Here is a 16,185-nt window from a genome sequence, read left to right as displayed (position 1 = left end):
GTTGTCCATCATTTGTATGAAAGAAGTGGTTAACCACTTCCAACTTAAACTCAACAGTACGTTTCAACCTGCTCATGAGTTACACCCCTAGTAGTGGATTTATGTCCAACTTTCGGGGTGCAGTTCAACAAGCGGGTTTTTTTATTGTATTGTGCCTCTATATTTTATATAACGATATTTCTAATATATGAAACTTGAAACCCATAATAAGAATGCTGAATTTTATATCGCTTCATTAGCCCTAGGAATTTTAGAGGGAATGAAACAAGGTGTTCTTTCTTCTGAAGTTGGAATGTGGTCTTTAGCAAGGCCGAGCTTTTCTAATCAAGTCTTAAAATCCACAATGATTTCTGATGATCTGAAATATATAGTCGGATGTTTTGATGAGATTGATGTTTTATCAGGCTTTGATGGAGGAGAGGTAAAACAAAAGCAAATGATTGATGAATTGAAAGAGAAATGTCTAAGATGTTTACAGATGATTGATTATAAAAGTATTGATATTAAAATGACATCTTCAATAAATAATGAATAGAATTTTATAGATCATGTCGATTGTTCCACCTACGAAGAAAGTGAAACAATCATAAATTAAAAAATATTTTGGGTTTTTAGAATTAAATATTCTTTTATATCTTTTGGATAATCCCGAATTAAATCTAAAAATACATCTTTATTGCCTTGATATAAGGCACGGGTTGCTTCCTCATAATTCGGCATATTGCCTAACATGGCAGACATAAAACGATCTGTAGCCTGCTTTGCCAACATCTTGTTGCTTTCTGAGTTCGGATCATTCAGTTCCTTGTCAATCAGCTTACGGATCACAGCCGATGCGCTTGAGCTTTGCTGATCAAGCCAATCCCAATGCTTCTGTTGCAAGGTAATTTCGCGTGAGATCACGCCAAGTTTAGGTCGTCCAACTTTCTTGACCATTTCAGGTTCAGCATAACGTTGTTGAATATCCTGCTTCGAACCCGAAACATCAAGGTCAATTTGTTTTCCTGTTTGATCATTAAAAATCAACACGGTGGAGTTAGACTGGTTTGCATATTGTTGGATGGCTGTTGCAACGTCTACCAAGAGGCCGCTTGCCAAACATTGCTCATCCAGAAAAGCGGTATAGGTCATTTGAGTGTTCATTTCTTTCAGATAATTTTATATGGGTAAAATTATATTATCAGGGTAAAACTAATTTTGCAAATTACTCATTTAATGTTTTGATGGACGCTCAATTCTGTTAAGGGAAGTACCAAAATTTTCCCAGCAGATGACAGATGAATACTGAGGATGAATATCCATTTTTAATTTTTATTCTGTTTTGCTATGGCTTTTATGAGACAATACTTCTTTAAGTTTGTATATAAGGACTCCCATGATCGAGCAATCTTCTGAATCTTTAAGCGATATCGAAATTTTAGACATTTTACAGTCGATGAAAAAAGATGAGCTTGATGTAGAAGCAAAAGAGATGATCCGTAATGGGGGAAAAGCAGGACGTCAGGAAGCGCACAAACAGGCGTTGGTTGCACTAAACACCAGTTTTGAAGAAAAGTTTGTGGAAGCGGTGACATTGGCGTTGGGTTTGAATTCAGGTCAGGCTAAAAAAATCCGTTATAAAAAAGACCGTATCCGTATTTTAAAGGCGCGTGGGATTGATTATCTGGCGATTGATGGTGCAGAAACGGCTCAGGTTTTGGCTCAGGTCGCACAGGCAATTGGTCGTGAAGATGCGATTGTCACGCATGATTTGCACAATATTTTTCCATTCTGGAAAGAGGGCTGGCCGATGGTTCAGTTTGACAATGTCTACAAGATTCTGGCGGAAGATATTGCCATTCATTATCAGGCAATGCTCGATGAATTAATTTCACTGTATGGTGGAAATTAAAATATAGTGGTGGTATCAAATTCTTTGTACTGCTCTTTGTTATTATTGCTTTGCTATTTTGGTTTGTTGCAAAGTAAAAAAAGCCCATTTAGATGGGCTTTCTGTTTTTTAGGATTAATTTTCCTGTGTGGGAGACTCTGTCTCTAGATTCGGCATAATTTGAGTCACAAGCAGTTGGTCAATTTTATAATGATCAATATCGACCACTTCAAACTTAAAACCCGCATATTCTACAGCATCGGCTGGACGCGGAATCTTCCGCAAGCGATACATGATAAAACCCGCAATGGTTTCGTAGTTTTCATTTTCTGGAAACTCTTCAATGGCCAGCGCATGTTTCACATCTTCTATTGGCGTGCTGCCATCAATAAACCATGAGTGGTTGTCCCGTTTGATGATCTGCTGTTCTTCCTCCATTGGTGTCACCCAGTCACCCATCACGGTAATCATGATGTCACTGAGGGTAATTACACCCACCACCAAGGCATACTCATTGATCACGACTGCAAATTTTTCTTTGGTTGAACGAAAACGGTCCAGCAGTTCAGACAGGGTGAGGGTGTCAGGAATAATCAGGACAGTACGAATGGTTGATTCATTCAGTTGAAGCAATGACTGGTTGTTTAGAATCCGAACCAGAATATCTTTGGCATCCACATAGCCAATCACCTGATCAATATGTTCATTACAGACAAGGAATTTTGAATAAGGGTATTCCGCCAATTTTTGCCGAATACTGTTTTCATTTTCTTTCAGGGTAAAATACACCACATTTTCACGTGTGGTCATACTGGATGGAACCGTACGTTCCTCAAGCTCAAACACATTCTCAATAAAATGGTGTTCCTGTTTTTGTAGAACGCCTGCTTGTGCACCTGCATCCATAACTGCTGAAATATCATCAAAGGTGATATTGTCGTCACGTATGGTGTTTACCTTAAACAGGCGGAACAACAGGTTGGCAATTGCATTAATTCCCCAAGCCAGGGGTTTACAGATTTTGATGAAAATCTGAATTGGCTCAATCACACTAATCGAAATCTTTTCGGGTGCAATCATCGCCAGACGTTTTGGCATGAGGTCGGCAAACAGGATAAACAGCGAAGTGACCAAGGTAAATGAGAGGGCGAAACCAATCGTTTCCAGCCAGGGTCCTGTATAGAACCGTGCAACAAACTCCACAAAATAGGGGCGAAACGCCCCTTCACCTAAAATACCACCTAAAATGGCAATCGCATTTAAACCAATTTGTGAGGCGGCAAAGAAGTCGGCAGACTGTTCCTGCAAGTCCAGAACTTTCTGTGCACGGATTTCGCCTGATTCCGCTAAAATCTTTAGTTTAACCTTTCGTGCACCTGCAAGGGCAATTTCAGTAAGTGATAGAAAACCCGCCGCAGAAATAAGCAGAATAATGACAATAATATTTTGGAAGAGACTCACACATCACCTGTGGTGCATATTATTATGAATATGTTGTAACACAAAAAAGTAGTGAGGTAATCAGAACATTACCTCAGTGTAACAATAGCGTTCGGCAAGCATACTCGTAGAATGCCAAGTATTATTATAAAACAATATGTTAATATTGTGAAAATTGCGAATTATTTAAAAGAAATTCACGATTTTCTTCTTCAATCATTTGCCGTGCCACAAACAGGATTAACTGTCTTAACCAGCGATGCGCTGGATGATGATGCAATAAAGGACACCAAGCCATCTTTAATTCAAATTCAGGAATATAAAATGGAGGATCCTTTATAATCAGTTTTGGATTCTGTGCCTGTAGACGTGCCATACGTGTTGGGAGTGTGGCAATCAAATCAACATTCTGTGCCAGAAGAGCAGGCATTTGATAATGACGGGTAAATACCGAAATTTTACGGCGTTGACCAATCCGTTCCAAGGCCTGATCAATCCAGCCTAAACCAGCCTGTTTGTCTGGGTTGACACCAAAGCCGACACCCATACCTGTCTTGGATACCCAGATATGCTGGGCATCTAAATAACTTTTTAAATTAAGATGGGTTACGGCAGGGTGTTTGTCATTTAAAATACAGCTAAAGCTGTCACGCCAAACTAATACCTGATGAAAGCTTTGGGGAATTTCATTAAAACGGTTAATTGCCAGATCAACCTTGCCCTGTTCCATATCGCGGTAGGACACGTCACTTGGAGTCAGGAAGTCCAAAACAACATTCGGCGCTTCAGAACGCAAGGCTTTTACAAGGCGGGGAACCAAAGTGGCTTCAGCATAATCGGAGGTCATAATGCGGAACACACGATTGCTGGTATAGGGTCTGAACTCGGTACGGGGTTCCAGAATCATGGAAAGGTCTGACAGTGCGTCACGAATACGGGGTTGCAGTTCCAGTGCCCGTTCAGTCGGTGTCATCCCTTCGGAAGATCGGATCAGGAGAGGGTCATTAAATAAGTTACGCAAACGGCGTAAAATATTACTCATTGCAGGTTGGGTAACACCTAATTGTTCCGCTGCGCGTGTGACATTTTTTTCACGAAGAAGTACATCAAGATAAATTAATAAATTGAGATCAACCCGCTCCAGATTCATAAAAAAAATACCGAAAATAAAATCCTTAAATTATGTTGAATTATGCCATATTTAAAGCTGTTTGTGTAACTTAATCCTGCAAAAAGCCTTGGCTATCAGTCCAATCAGGGAATCATTCCCTCATGAGAAAATTTCACTTTCATAAAGGGATAAAATTTATCTAAAGAGTGGGCTGCAAATGGCAAAAAATGTCAGTTTTGGAGGGGGTGGCAAGTCTTAATATTGTATTCAAATAAGTCAAATGTAAGCAAAAAGAGAATTTCATAAAAAATTTTAATCATTAAAAGCTTATGAATAACAATGGTTTGATCCGGTTTTTAATCCAAATAAAATGACCTTTATTCCTATATTTCATAAGAAAATACCGAAAATTACCCAATAATATTGGATAAATTGATTGCCACAGACTAAGCTGTGCAAAATATTGAAGAAGTGCTTGAAATCTCGCCTATAAAAAAGCATGATTTTCAGCGTCCATTCGATGCCAATCCCTCTAAAGGAATATATCATGTCTACATATTTAACAGCGATTGATGCAATTCGCGAATTAAAAGCAAAATTCGGCGACACTTGGCGCGATATTAGCCCAGAAGATGCTGCACGTATGCAAATGCAAAACCAGTTCAAAACTGGTTTAGATATCGCTAAATACACAGCTGCTATCATGCGTAAAGATATGGCTGAATACGACGCTGACTCTAGCAAATACACTCAATCATTAGGTTGCTGGCACGGTTTTATCGCGCAACAAAAAATGATTGCGAACAAAAAATACTTCGGTACAACTTCTAAGCGTTACATCTACCTTTCTGGTTGGATGGTTGCTGCTCTTCGTTCAGAATTTGGTCCACTTCCTGACCAATCTATGCACGAAAAAACTTCAGTACCTGCTTTGATCGAAGAAATCTACACTTTCTTACGTCAAGCTGATGCGAAAGAATTAAACGATTTGTTCCGTGCATTGAAAAAAGCGCAAGAAGCTGGTGACACTGCTAAAGCTGCTGAAATTACTGCTCAAATCGATGGCTTCCAAACTCACGTTGTGCCAATTATTGCTGACATCGACGCTGGTTTCGGTAACGAAGAAGCGACTTATTTACTTGCTCGTAAAATGATCGAAGCTGGTGCTTGTGCGCTTCAAATTGAAAACCAGGTTTCTGATGCGAAACAATGTGGTCACCAAGCTGGTAAAGTAACTGTTCCACATGAAGACTTCATCGCTAAAATCCATGCATTGCGTTATGCATTCTTGGAAATGGGTCTTGATGACGGTATCATCGTTGCGCGTACTGACTCTGAAGGCGCTGACTTGACTCAAAAAATCCCAGTGGTTAAAGAGCCAGGCGACATCGCTTCTCAATACATCAGCTACTTAGACACAACTGAAATTGATATCTCTGAAGCTCAGGAAGATGAAATCCTGATCAAACGTAACGGTAAATTACACCGTCCTAAGCGTTTAGCTTCTGGTTTGTATCAATTCCGTGAAGGCACTCAAATTGACCGCGTAGTACTTGACTGTGTGTCTAGCCTTCAAAACGGTGCTGATCTTCTTTGGATCGAAACTGCGACTCCAAACGTAGAAGAAATCGCGCACATGGTTAACCGTGTTAAAGAAACGATTCCAAATGCTAAGCTTGTTTATAACAACAGCCCATCATTCAACTGGACGTTAAACTTCCGTCAACAAGCTTACGACCGTTGGGTTGCTGAAGGTAAAGACGTTTCTGCTTACGACCGTGCTAAATTAATGAGCGCTGAGTACGATGCAACTGAATTAGCTGCTGATGCTGATGACAAGATCCGTACATTCCAGGCAGATGCTTCTCGTGAAGCTGGTGTGTTCCATCACTTGATCACACTTCCGACTTACCACACTGCTGCTCTTTCTACACATGAGCTTGCACAAGGTTACTTCGGTACTGAAGGTATGTTGGCTTATGTTGCTGGCGTACAACGTAAAGAAATCCGTGGTGGTATCGCTTGTGTTAAACACCAAGCAATGGCGGGTTCTGACATCGGTGATGATCACAAAGAAATCTTCTCTGGTGACAACGCTCTTAAAGCGCATGATGATGCTAAAAACACAATGAACCAATTCGCTGCTCACTAAGCTTTGAATTGATTTAAAAAAACCCTGCGTAAGCAGGGTTTTTTATTGGTGAGATAATTGTTTTTAGAAGCTCACTGGATATTATTCAGCCTCTTTTTTTAGTTGATATTTGTCTGCCAAGGAGCCTGTAATTTCATTGCCCTCAAGGTCCAGAGCTTTAAGATAACCCTCAGCAACAAAATATTTACGGCTATCACCAGCCTTGTCTAACTCAATAACAGAGCCATTGTTGCTGTCAAACTGGAAGCTACCTTTCGTTTCAAATGCTTTGCCATCACCCTTGCCAAGATAGGTTTCTTTAAGCTCGTAAGTTTTATCCTGGCTTAGCTCAAGCTTGGTTTCAATGCCTTCACAGTCAGCACAAGGAAGCACACCTTTATATGTGCCATCCCAGTCCAGTGAGTTTTCTGCTGTATGTTCACTATCCATTACAGGTTTAGTAGTGGCTTCTGTTGTTGCAGGAGGGGTATGTTCTTCAGTTTTTGGTTTTTCTGCTTTGTTACACGCTACTAGAAAAATAGATGCAAGAGAAATGGCAATAATAGATTTCTTCATACCTAATACAACCTTATGAAAATGTTGTTATCCAAGTTATGAAATTTTATAAAGAAAGTGTAGTAGGGGAATGTAAGTGTTATTTAACCTTTGGTAAAGCAAGCAAGGATTAACCTTGTCTTGCCTTAAAGCGAGGATTTGATTTGCAGATCACGTACAGCTTGCCACGACGTTTAACAATTTGGCAGTCGCTACTACGTTGTTTCGCACTTTTGAGGGATGAACAAACTTTCATTTTAAAACCTATTTATTTCATGTAATGTTATAATATTACATTTAGGTGGCCTTGTAAAGAAAGCATAAGAATATAGTTGAAGTGTGATGATAGAAGAAAACCTTTTAGATGTATTAAAATACTCATCGTAAATTGTAGTCTATAAAGTTAAATATCTGATTCAATTATTATTTTTTAGGTGGCATATTTTGAGGGAATACTGACACCCTAAATCTTGCAAATTATCCTTTTTCGTTCCATCACCATATTAAACAGTCATTGCAAAGATTTTAAATCATTCCCAATAATGCTTTAACACTGTTTGATCACTTATTCCTACAGAATATTGACACTTCAAACCTTGCGCACTATCCTTTCCCTGCTGGCCTACATTGCCAGGCGGTTTTGACAGACCGCTTACAAAGGAGCATTTAAAGAACACGTTTCTTTAAGTGTTTATACCCTCGCGCCCCCTCTGCGGTGGAACGGGAGGGGGACACCTTCGGGTGTGCTGGTTCCTTTGTACCAGTCTGTCAACCCTCTTTCGTTTCGCCACCATTATTTGACAGTAATGTGGTGAAACTTCTTTATGCACAAAGGAGTTCGTTATGCCTACTATTTCTGTTTTTTCATCGGCAATCATTGCCAAAGCCTTTATTCCCATACATTCCAGCAGACCTTTAATACTGTTTGATCGCCTATAGGTTTTACAAACTTTAGATCAAACCGACTAAAAAATCATATCGACAATAAAGCATCTGAGATGAGCCAAGGCACAGTCGTGTGTGGCCGTGTCATGCCTATTTTTTGCTATTCCTAAAGAGGCAGTGGCATTCTGATCTCATGCATATACAACAAAAAAACTTATGTTCAGTGGTGTGTTTATGCCAAATTTACAAATTTCCTCGCGAGCCTTGTCCGTGCTTGATTACTCAAGAAATCTTTTTAACTTATATGGATTTCAGCAGGTAGGTGTGGATCGGATTATTCGTGAAACAAATGTAGCGAAAGCAACATTTTATCGTTATTTTCAGTCTAAAGAAAAACTTATAGAGCTGTGCCTTGTTTTTCAAAAAGATACGCTAAAAGAAAAAATCAGGAGAATCAGGACCTGTTGCCGTCATTCAAATGTGGTTGATAAGTTGAGGAAAATTTATCTGCTCCATGTCGATTTAAATGGCCCGTATCATTTGCTGTTTAAGGCTATTTTTGAGCTTGAAAAGTTATATCCCAAGGCTTATCGAATCGCTGTTGAATACAGAAAATGGCTAATCAGGCAAATTCGGTCTTTACTTTTAAGAATGAAAAGCACCGCGACAATAGAGGATGCCGCGATATTTTTATTTATTGTTGACGGTTCTGTTATTGATCTTTTAAGAATGAATTGGGGGGAGAGTCAAGATAACCTGCTGGATTACTTTCTAATGATGATTTGATTCTAGTGAATAAAAAAAACAGGCCATATATGACCTGTTTTTATTGAGTTTTGGGGAGTTGGATAACTTAAAGCTGTATTTTTAGGGTTCTTGTTTGAACCCTTAATAAGTATAAAAGTCTATATTTGAGATTTTAAATTTATTCACTCTCTATTTTTATGTATTATATAGTTCATTTGTGATCTTTTAAGTTGAATAAGGTTTCAGATATGGACTATAAGAATAAATTTTTTCCTCTTGATGCTGAAATATTTATCAAGAATTTGAGTCATTTGATTAAAAAAAATCGACTGGAGAAAAATCTAAGGCAAATTGACTTGGCAGAAGCGATAGAAGTCTCATTATCAACCATTAAGCGTATTGAAAATGCAGATACCTCAGTTGAAACAGGCGCATTGTTGAAAACAATTTGGTATTTGGGAATCTTGGACCAATTATCACACGCCTTGCCACTCGTTAAAGATGATGAATTAAAGAATAAGCGTATTCGATTGAGTCTAGTTAGAGATGAGGATTTCTAATGAAGCAAACTATTTATGTATATATTCAGATTCCAAATCGAAATGAATTTACTGTACTTGGCCGTTTATCAGTAGAAAATGGGAAAGGCGAGTTTACTTATAGTCCGAATTATCCAGTTGATTGGGTGCCTGACGAAATTCTCTACCCTTTAGTAAGAGGGAAAACATACCCTGTTCGTGAAAATAGAGGGGTGCCCAACTTCATCATGGATATTGTGCCTGATGCATGGGGACAGTCTGTCTTAAAAAGAATTTTTGCAAAAGAAAAGGATACAGATTGGTCAGTAATTGACTATTTACTGTATTCAAATAACTCTGATCGTTTTGGTGCGCTATGTGTTGGTTCAATTAGGAAAGTAACTCAAAAGGCTGTAACGGAGAATTTTCAAGACTTTGTGAAGCTTGATGAGTTTCTGGATTTTGCAAATGCTATTCGTACAGGAGAGGAAATAAAGAAAATTAACCTAGCTTTGGCACAAACCACATCTTTAGGTGGAGCACGCCCCAAAATAACATTATATGATGACAAGAAACTATATTTAGCAAAACCAAAAGATATTAACGACCCTGTAAATATTCCTCGGGTGGAATATGCCTGTCTGAGTTTTGCTAAAAAAAAGGGATTCAATGTTGTAAACCATGACCTTTTATCTATTCAACATCATGGTCATTTAAAAAATATTTTAGTGTTGGAACGGTTTGATCGAGAATATGATGAAACGGCAGGGAATTTTATACGTTATCCAATGTTGAGTGGGCTTACACTATTACATGCAGAATGGGGTACAACTGATCATGGGAGATGGTCATATCCCTTGCTTGCAAATGAAATGCTTAGGAAAAAGATTGCGATTAAAGATATACATGAGCTTTATAGAAGAATGCTTTTTAATGCATTGATTGGCAATGATGATGATCATTTAAAAAATCATGCATTTATTTATCGTAATAAGAATTGGCATTTGGCACCGTTATTTGATGTTGTTCCTCAGGTTGCTTATAAACCACAAACGCTGGCAATGACAATTGGAACCTATGGTAATAAAATTAGTCGTGACAATCTGCTTAGTAGTTCCGCACATTTTAAAATCGATCCTAGGGATGCCGAGAATATGCTGGATGAAGTACTCGGTTGGAAAGATGAATTAAAAGAACACTATAGAGAATATTTAAGCGAAAATGATTTTGAGCATATTTGGAATCTTATCCCAGAGATATCGTAATATTTATTTAATCTAGGATATAAAAAAGCCCTAATCTTTCGATTAAGGCTTTTTTGAATTTTGGAGCGGGAAACGAGACTCGAACTCGCGACCCCAACCTTGGCAAGGTTATGCTCTACCAACTGAGCTATTCCCGCAATAGGTCGCATTATAGAGAGTTTCATCAAACTGTCAACTCTCTATGTTGCTAAGTGTTGATTTAATCAGCACGTCGCCAAATCGTTCCCTGACGGGTATCCTCAAGCACAACACCCTGATCCAATAAAGACTGGCGAATGGCATCCGCCTGAGCAAAGTCTTTGGCTTTTTTAGCATCAACCCGTTGCTGGATAAAGTTTTCAATTTCTGTGTCAGAAAGGGAAAGCGCTTCCTGACCAATATCAGATTTTAAAAACTCATCCACATCATGCTGAACCAAGCCAAGAATATTGGTTAAATAGCGTAAGGTTGAATAGAGAATGGTGGCATGTTCAGCAATTTCTTCCTTAACAGCACGGTTTAACTCTTTATTTAGCTCAAATAAAACTGCCATTGTTTCCGCAGTATTAAAATCATCCCGCATTGCGGCATTAAAACGTTCAACAAAACCTTGCTCTAAAGTCTCAACTGTTTTTTGCCCATACACTTGCTGGTAGGCTTTAAATGAATGATAAAAACGGCTGAGTGCGGTTTTCGCCTCTTTCAAGGCAAAGTCAGAGAAGTTGACTGGACTACGGTAGTGTGATGACACAATAAAGTAACGGATCACTTCTGGATGGAATTTTTCCATTACATCACGAATGGTAAAGAAGTTGCCTAAGGACTTCGACATTTTCTCACCATCGACATTGATGAAACCCACATGCATCCAATAATTGACATACTGTTCACCTGTTGAGGCCTCACTTTGGGCAATTTCATTTTCATGGTGTGGGAACATCAAGTCTGAACCACCACCGTGAATGTCAAAATGATTGCCCAGGCAGCAGGTCGACATCGCAGAACATTCAATATGCCAGCCTGGACGACCATTGCCCCAAGGTGAAGCCCATGCAGGTTCATTTTCCTTGGCGTGTTTCCAAAGGACAAAATCAAAAGGATGTTTCTTTTCAACTTCAACATCGACACGTTCAGAGGCGCCCGCCTGCATATCCTCAAGCTTACGGCCTGACAAGCGACCGTATTTGTCAAACTTGGTCACTTCAAAATAAACATCACCGTTGGCAGCAGGGTAGGCTGTACCATTATCCACCAGCGTACCAATCATGCTTTGCATCTGGTCAATATATTCGGTCGCTTTGGGTGCTTCATCGGGTGGCACACAGCCAAGGTTGGCTGCATCCTCATTCATTGCATCAATAAAGCGTGCAGTGAGTTGCTGGATGGTTTCGCCATTTTCATTGGCACGGGCAATGATCTTGTCATCAATATCAGTAATGTTGCGGATATAGCGAACTTTCCAGCCCTGACTACGCAAAAAGCGGATGATGTAGTCAAATGCAACCATAACCCGAGCGTGTCCAATATGACAATAATCGTAAACCGTCATACCACAGACATACATATCGATTTGTCCCTCTTTGCGTGGCACAAATTCAACTTTTTTACGTTGCTCAGAATTATATAGAACAAAAGGTTGCATAAGGGTTTTCAAACACTCTACAAAAATCGTTATTCATCATAACGTATGCATTGTATTTCATAAAGTTATCGGGCAAAAAATAATGGGCCAGATCAATTTTAATGATTATGTTGTTTGGGATGGGATGTTATCCCTGTTCTTGAAACATGGGTTTTAGTGTGGAGCGATAAGCATCTGGATTTTGCGGTTCATTGATCTTTATTTTTCTCCATTTTCCCAAGAATCTTACACATTTTAGAAACGTGCATAACTTATAGTTATGCTAGAATCTCGATCATTCTTTTGATTACAATCATCTATCTCCAATAGATCGCATATTATTTTGAGTTAAACCTGCATGTCACAAACGATAAATTTCCAAAAAAGTGCGCTAGAAACTTTGCGCATTGAACAACAAGCGATAGAAGTGCTTGCAACACAAATTGATGAACGCTTTGACCGTGCATGTGAAGTCATTTTGCAATGCAAGGGGCGTGTGGTTGTTACAGGAATGGGTAAATCTGGTCATATTGGCCGCAAAATGGCGGCAACCTTTGCCTCCACAGGTACACCTTCATTCTTTATGCATCCTGGTGAGGCGGGACATGGCGATCTGGGCATGTTGGTACGTGGTGATGTACTGATTGCAATTTCAAACTCAGGCAAGAGTGATGAAATTATGATGCTGATGCCATTGATTAAACACTTGGAAGTACCCTTAATCACCATTAGCCGTGATGACAAGGGGCCAATGCCACAGAATGCCGATATTGCTCTGACGCTGGGCGCGGCAGATGAAGCATGCCCACTGGGTTTGGCGCCTACATCAAGTACCACCGCAACACTGGTTCTAGGCGATGCTTTAGCGGTTGCATTGCTGGAAGCACGAGGCTTTACCGCAGATGATTTTGCCCGTTCCCATCCTGCTGGTGCGCTGGGTAAGCGTTTGCTGCTGCATGTGAAACATTTAATGCACACAGGTGCAGAGTTGCCAAAGGTAACTCCTGATACGCCGATGAATAAAACCCTGTTTGAGATTACCGAAAAGCGTTTGGGTTTAACCACGGTGGTGGATGAAAATGACATTCTGTTGGGTATTTTTACCGATGGTGACTTACGTCGTATGATTGACCATCAACAGGGTTTTGACATTAACCTGCCTGTTTCGGCGGTGATGACCAAAAATCCGATGACAATTTCACAGGAAGTTCGTGCTGTCAAAGTGTTGGAAAAAATGCATGAGAAAAAGATTAACCAGTTCGTTGTTGTTGATGATGCCCATAAAGTGATTGGGGTGATTAGCATGCATGATCTGATTGAAGCAGGAGTGAATTAAGTCATGGCATCGTATGCACTTTTAGAGCAAGCTCGTCATTTACAGGCATTGGTGCTGGATGTGGATGGCATTCTAAGCGATGGTTTTGTGACTTTGACCAATTCAGGTGATGAAATCAAGTCATTCGATATCCGTGATGGCTTGGGAATGAAGCTGGTGCAGCAGGCAGGTATGAAAGTGATTATTATCACTGGACGTAAAAGCCAGATTGTTGAAAAGCGAATGTCTGACTTGGGCGTGGATTTGGTGTTTCAGGGACGTGAGGATAAGGGTGTGGCGTTGCGTGAAGCCTGCGCACAGCTTAATATCCTGCCTGAGGACTGTGTCTATATGGGCGATGACTGGCCTGACCTGTCAGCGTTTGCAATTGCAGGCATGAGCATTACCGTGCCCAATGGTCATGAGGAAGTGCGCCGCCGTGCAAATCTGGTCACCCAGGCGATGGGTGGACGTGGGGCAGTACGTGAAGCCTGTGATATGTTGCTGATGGCAAAAGGTGTTTACCAAGAGCTACTTGCAAAATACCTGGCTGTACCACATTAATATCAATATTGAACTCCCCCAAGGTTAGGTCACCCTGTTTATGGATACCAAGGTTTTATATGTTGTTGCTGTAATTGTTGCTGCGATCAGTGGCGGCTATTACTATTACAGCGGCAAGGCAAAAAAGCTGGAAGTTGATTCAGCTAAAAATATGACATATTCAGCACAGGGCGTTCATCTTACACAAACAGATGAGCAGGGGAATTTATATATTCGTGCGGAAATAAAGCAATTACAGCAGGATATGCAACAGAAAACATCGCAGCTTGATCAGCTCAATGCGGTGATGTACAAACAGGGCAAGCCTGATGCGACCTTTTTTGCCAAACAGGCAAATGGTTACGATGACAATAGCAAAGTGGTCCTGACTGGAGATGTGGTTGCGACACAATTATCTGAACAGGGTAAAATGGAGTTTCATACTGATGAACTTACAGGCTATCCGAAAACCAGACAACTGGAAACGCAGCATCAGGTCATTGTGCAGTCACCAACGGCTGAGTTCGTGAGTCAGGGACTAAAAGCAGACCTAAATCAGGGTCAATATGAATTTTTCAAAGTTCGAGGAAAGTATGCGCCAAAACCTTAATCCCCAATATCGTTCATCTTTCCTGAAACAGGTGGCTTGTGTTGTGATGGTTGCACTCTCTTCTGCCTCAAGTTTTGCTTTACCGTCAGACCGTAACCAACAGCTTTCTCTGGCGGCTGAAAACGCGACTTATAATAGTAAAACGGGTATTACCACCTATACGGGCAATGTGGTGATCGAACAGGGCACCATGAAGCTTCAGGCGGACTCACTGGTTGCCACACTGAGCAGTAAAAACGAGATTCAGACCATTACCGCCAAAGGCAAACCTGCCAAGTTCCAGCAGCAAATGGAAGCCAACAAGGGGTTGGCACGTGGTGAGGCGCAGAATATTGTCTACAACGCAGACACAGGGATTATCACCCTGACTGGCAATGCCTATCTCTATCAGGATGGCTCCAGTATTCGCGGTAACAGTTTGAAATATAGTATGAACAAGGGCGATGTTGAGGCGCAGGGCTCATCATCCAATCGTGTTCAGATTATCATTCCGCCATCAAGTTCAAAAAGCTTTCCAGGGGCACGTGATTAATGGAACAGTCAGGTCAGCAACCACAGACATTGTGCATTAAGCATTTAGCCAAGAACTATAGCAAGCGCTGGGTTGTGAAAGATGTTTCTTTTACCATGCAAAGTGGTCAGATTGTCGGACTGCTTGGGCCGAATGGTGCGGGGAAAACCACCAGTTTCTATATGGTTGTTGGTCTGGTGCGTATGGACAAGGGCGAGATTCACCTTGATGATCTTGACCTGTCCGATCTGGCTATGCATGAGCGGGCGCGTAAGGGAATTGGCTATTTACCTCAGGAAGCGTCTATCTTTAGAAAGCTGACCATTGCTGAAAACATTATGGCGATTCTAGAGACACGTAAGGACCTGAATAAGCAGCAGCGCCAGCAACGCCTGACTGAGCTTTTGAATGATTTCAAGATCAATCATATTAAGGATTCACTGGGTATGAGTGTGTCTGGTGGTGAACGCCGTCGGGCTGAAATTGCGCGCGCATTGGCTGCCGATCCGAAGTTTATGCTGCTGGATGAACCATTTGCAGGGGTTGACCCGATTTCCGTGGGTGATATTAAGGATATTATCCAAACCCTAAAAGAACGGGGGATTGGGGTGTTGATTACCGATCATAACGTGCGTGAAACTTTGGCCATTTGTGAAAAGGCTTATATCGTGAGTGAGGGATCGGTGATTGCTGAAGGCACTCCACAGGAAATTCTGGATAATGAACAGGTGCGTAAAGTGTATTTGGGCGACGATTTTGTGGTTTAAATTTGAACAGTTGTTTATATCCTAAAGAACCTGCGGGTTCTTTTTTTATAATAAAAAATAAATGACAGATCAGGTGCCTGTTATTTTAATTAAACATAATTTATTGTATTATATAGATAATTATTATTAACTTTACTTTAAATATGCTGTATTCATTTAAATACTATTCTGAGAAAAGTGTGAACTACTTTACAAAAATAAACAGTTATCCAAGGGGGATTTATGACTTAAAACATGGTGCTTTCTGCAAGAAAATGATTAAAATGAATGTGCTTAAATGATAACAATACGAAAAGAATATGAAATTAAAGAACGAT

At 40.3% G+C, this 16,185-nt stretch carries 17 protein-coding genes and 1 tRNA gene; 11 read left to right on the top strand and 7 right to left on the bottom strand.

Going from position 1 to position 16,185, the window contains the following annotated elements; translation table 11 throughout:
• Nucleotides 1-187: 187 nt before the first annotated feature.
• Nucleotides 188-535: a hypothetical protein gene (locus QTA56_RS05880; RefSeq protein WP_267980001.1), complete on the top strand. Its 348-nt coding sequence runs from the start codon at nt 188-190 to the stop codon at nt 533-535.
• A 56-nt stretch (nt 536-591) separates the two neighbouring features.
• On the opposite strand, the gene QTA56_RS05875 is transcribed toward QTA56_RS05880, so the two are convergent.
• Nucleotides 592-1,143, bottom strand: a complete 552-nt coding sequence (locus tag QTA56_RS05875; protein WP_267980000.1) for a DUF2239 family protein — start codon at nt 1,141-1,143, stop codon at nt 592-594.
• A 232-nt stretch (nt 1,144-1,375) separates the two neighbouring features.
• Here QTA56_RS05875 and QTA56_RS05870 point away from each other — a divergent pair, with 232 nt between their 5' ends.
• Entirely contained in the window at nt 1,376-1,891 is a 516-nt protein-coding gene (locus tag QTA56_RS05870) for a hypothetical protein (protein WP_267979999.1), read from the top strand.
• 114 nt (nt 1,892-2,005) lie between these two features.
• Here QTA56_RS05870 and paeA read toward each other — a convergent pair whose 3' ends face one another.
• Nucleotides 2,006-3,331, bottom strand: a complete 1,326-nt coding sequence (gene paeA / locus QTA56_RS05865; RefSeq protein WP_267979998.1) for a polyamine export protein PaeA — start codon at nt 3,329-3,331, stop codon at nt 2,006-2,008.
• 139 nt (nt 3,332-3,470) lie between these two features.
• Nucleotides 3,471-4,460 (bottom strand): LysR family transcriptional regulator, encoded by a 990-nt coding sequence (locus tag QTA56_RS05860; protein ID WP_267979997.1) that lies wholly within the window; start codon nt 4,458-4,460, stop codon nt 3,471-3,473.
• 508 nt (nt 4,461-4,968) lie between these two features.
• Here QTA56_RS05860 and QTA56_RS05855 point away from each other — a divergent pair.
• Nucleotides 4,969-6,573: an isocitrate lyase gene (locus QTA56_RS05855; protein WP_267979996.1), complete on the top strand. Its 1,605-nt coding sequence runs from the start codon at nt 4,969-4,971 to the stop codon at nt 6,571-6,573.
• A gap of 81 nt (nt 6,574-6,654) precedes the next feature.
• On the opposite strand, the gene QTA56_RS05850 is transcribed toward QTA56_RS05855, so the two are convergent.
• Both QTA56_RS05850 and ykgO read right to left on the bottom strand, forming a co-directional pair.
• Nucleotides 6,655-7,128 (bottom strand): copper resistance protein NlpE, encoded by a 474-nt coding sequence (locus tag QTA56_RS05850; protein ID WP_267979995.1) that lies wholly within the window; start codon nt 7,126-7,128, stop codon nt 6,655-6,657.
• A gap of 109 nt (nt 7,129-7,237) precedes the next feature.
• Nucleotides 7,238-7,363 carry a type B 50S ribosomal protein L36 gene (gene ykgO, locus QTA56_RS05845; RefSeq protein ID WP_267979994.1) on the bottom strand — a complete coding sequence of 42 codons (126 nt, stop codon included), beginning with the start codon at nt 7,361-7,363 and terminating at the stop codon, nt 7,238-7,240.
• Between the two features lie 863 nt (nt 7,364-8,226).
• Between ykgO and QTA56_RS05840 the strand changes: the two genes are divergently transcribed.
• From QTA56_RS05840 to QTA56_RS05830, 3 genes are all read left to right on the top strand, one after another.
• The gene (locus QTA56_RS05840; RefSeq protein ID WP_267979993.1) at nt 8,227-8,778 is read left to right on the top strand and encodes a TetR/AcrR family transcriptional regulator; all 552 of its coding nucleotides are present in this window, start codon (nt 8,227-8,229) and stop codon (nt 8,776-8,778) included.
• A gap of 209 nt (nt 8,779-8,987) precedes the next feature.
• Complete coding sequence (locus tag QTA56_RS05835) at nt 8,988-9,299, top strand: helix-turn-helix domain-containing protein (protein WP_267979992.1); 312 nt, start codon at nt 8,988-8,990, stop codon at nt 9,297-9,299.
• On the top strand, nt 9,299-10,522 hold the full coding sequence (locus QTA56_RS05830; RefSeq protein ID WP_267979991.1) for a type II toxin-antitoxin system HipA family toxin: 1,224 nt from the start codon (nt 9,299-9,301) through the stop codon (nt 10,520-10,522). The genes QTA56_RS05835 and QTA56_RS05830 overlap by 1 nt, the downstream gene beginning before the upstream one ends.
• A 61-nt stretch (nt 10,523-10,583) precedes the next feature.
• Here QTA56_RS05830 and QTA56_RS05825 read toward each other — a convergent pair.
• Both QTA56_RS05825 and cysS read right to left on the bottom strand, forming a co-directional pair.
• A tRNA-Gly gene (locus QTA56_RS05825) sits at nt 10,584-10,659 on the bottom strand.
• A 62-nt stretch (nt 10,660-10,721) separates the two neighbouring features.
• Nucleotides 10,722-12,143, bottom strand: coding sequence for a cysteine--tRNA ligase (gene cysS / locus QTA56_RS05820; protein WP_267979990.1), 1,422 nt, complete (start codon nt 12,141-12,143; stop codon nt 10,722-10,724).
• A gap of 337 nt (nt 12,144-12,480) precedes the next feature.
• On the opposite strand from cysS, the gene QTA56_RS05815 reads away from it, so the two are divergent.
• From QTA56_RS05815 to lptB, 5 genes are read left to right on the top strand one after another with little or no spacing between them, the layout of a single operon-like run.
• Nucleotides 12,481-13,458: a KpsF/GutQ family sugar-phosphate isomerase gene (locus QTA56_RS05815; protein ID WP_267979989.1), complete on the top strand. Its 978-nt coding sequence runs from the start codon at nt 12,481-12,483 to the stop codon at nt 13,456-13,458.
• A gap of 3 nt (nt 13,459-13,461) precedes the next feature.
• Nucleotides 13,462-14,001 carry a KdsC family phosphatase gene (locus tag QTA56_RS05810; RefSeq protein ID WP_004759691.1) on the top strand — a complete coding sequence of 180 codons (540 nt, stop codon included), beginning with the start codon at nt 13,462-13,464 and terminating at the stop codon, nt 13,999-14,001.
• Between the two features lie 40 nt (nt 14,002-14,041).
• Nucleotides 14,042-14,590 carry an LPS export ABC transporter periplasmic protein LptC gene (gene lptC, locus QTA56_RS05805; RefSeq protein WP_004677979.1) on the top strand — a complete coding sequence of 183 codons (549 nt, stop codon included), beginning with the start codon at nt 14,042-14,044 and terminating at the stop codon, nt 14,588-14,590.
• Nucleotides 14,574-15,122, top strand: a complete 549-nt coding sequence (gene lptA, locus QTA56_RS05800) for a lipopolysaccharide transport periplasmic protein LptA (protein ID WP_267979988.1) — start codon at nt 14,574-14,576, stop codon at nt 15,120-15,122. Before lptC ends, lptA begins: the two co-directional genes overlap by 17 nt.
• Nucleotides 15,122-15,868: an LPS export ABC transporter ATP-binding protein gene (lptB, locus tag QTA56_RS05795; RefSeq protein ID WP_004677973.1), complete on the top strand. Its 747-nt coding sequence runs from the start codon at nt 15,122-15,124 to the stop codon at nt 15,866-15,868. Before lptA ends, lptB begins: the two co-directional genes overlap by 1 nt.
• The last annotated feature ends 317 nt before the right edge of the window (nt 15,869-16,185 follow it).

Origin of the sequence: Acinetobacter thutiue (assembly GCF_030385805.1) — a bacterium.
GTDB lineage: Bacteria > Pseudomonadota > Gammaproteobacteria > Pseudomonadales > Moraxellaceae > Acinetobacter > Acinetobacter corruptisaponis.
Note: the sequence above shows the minus strand (reverse complement) of the source record. Positions and strands in the feature narration are given on the sequence as shown.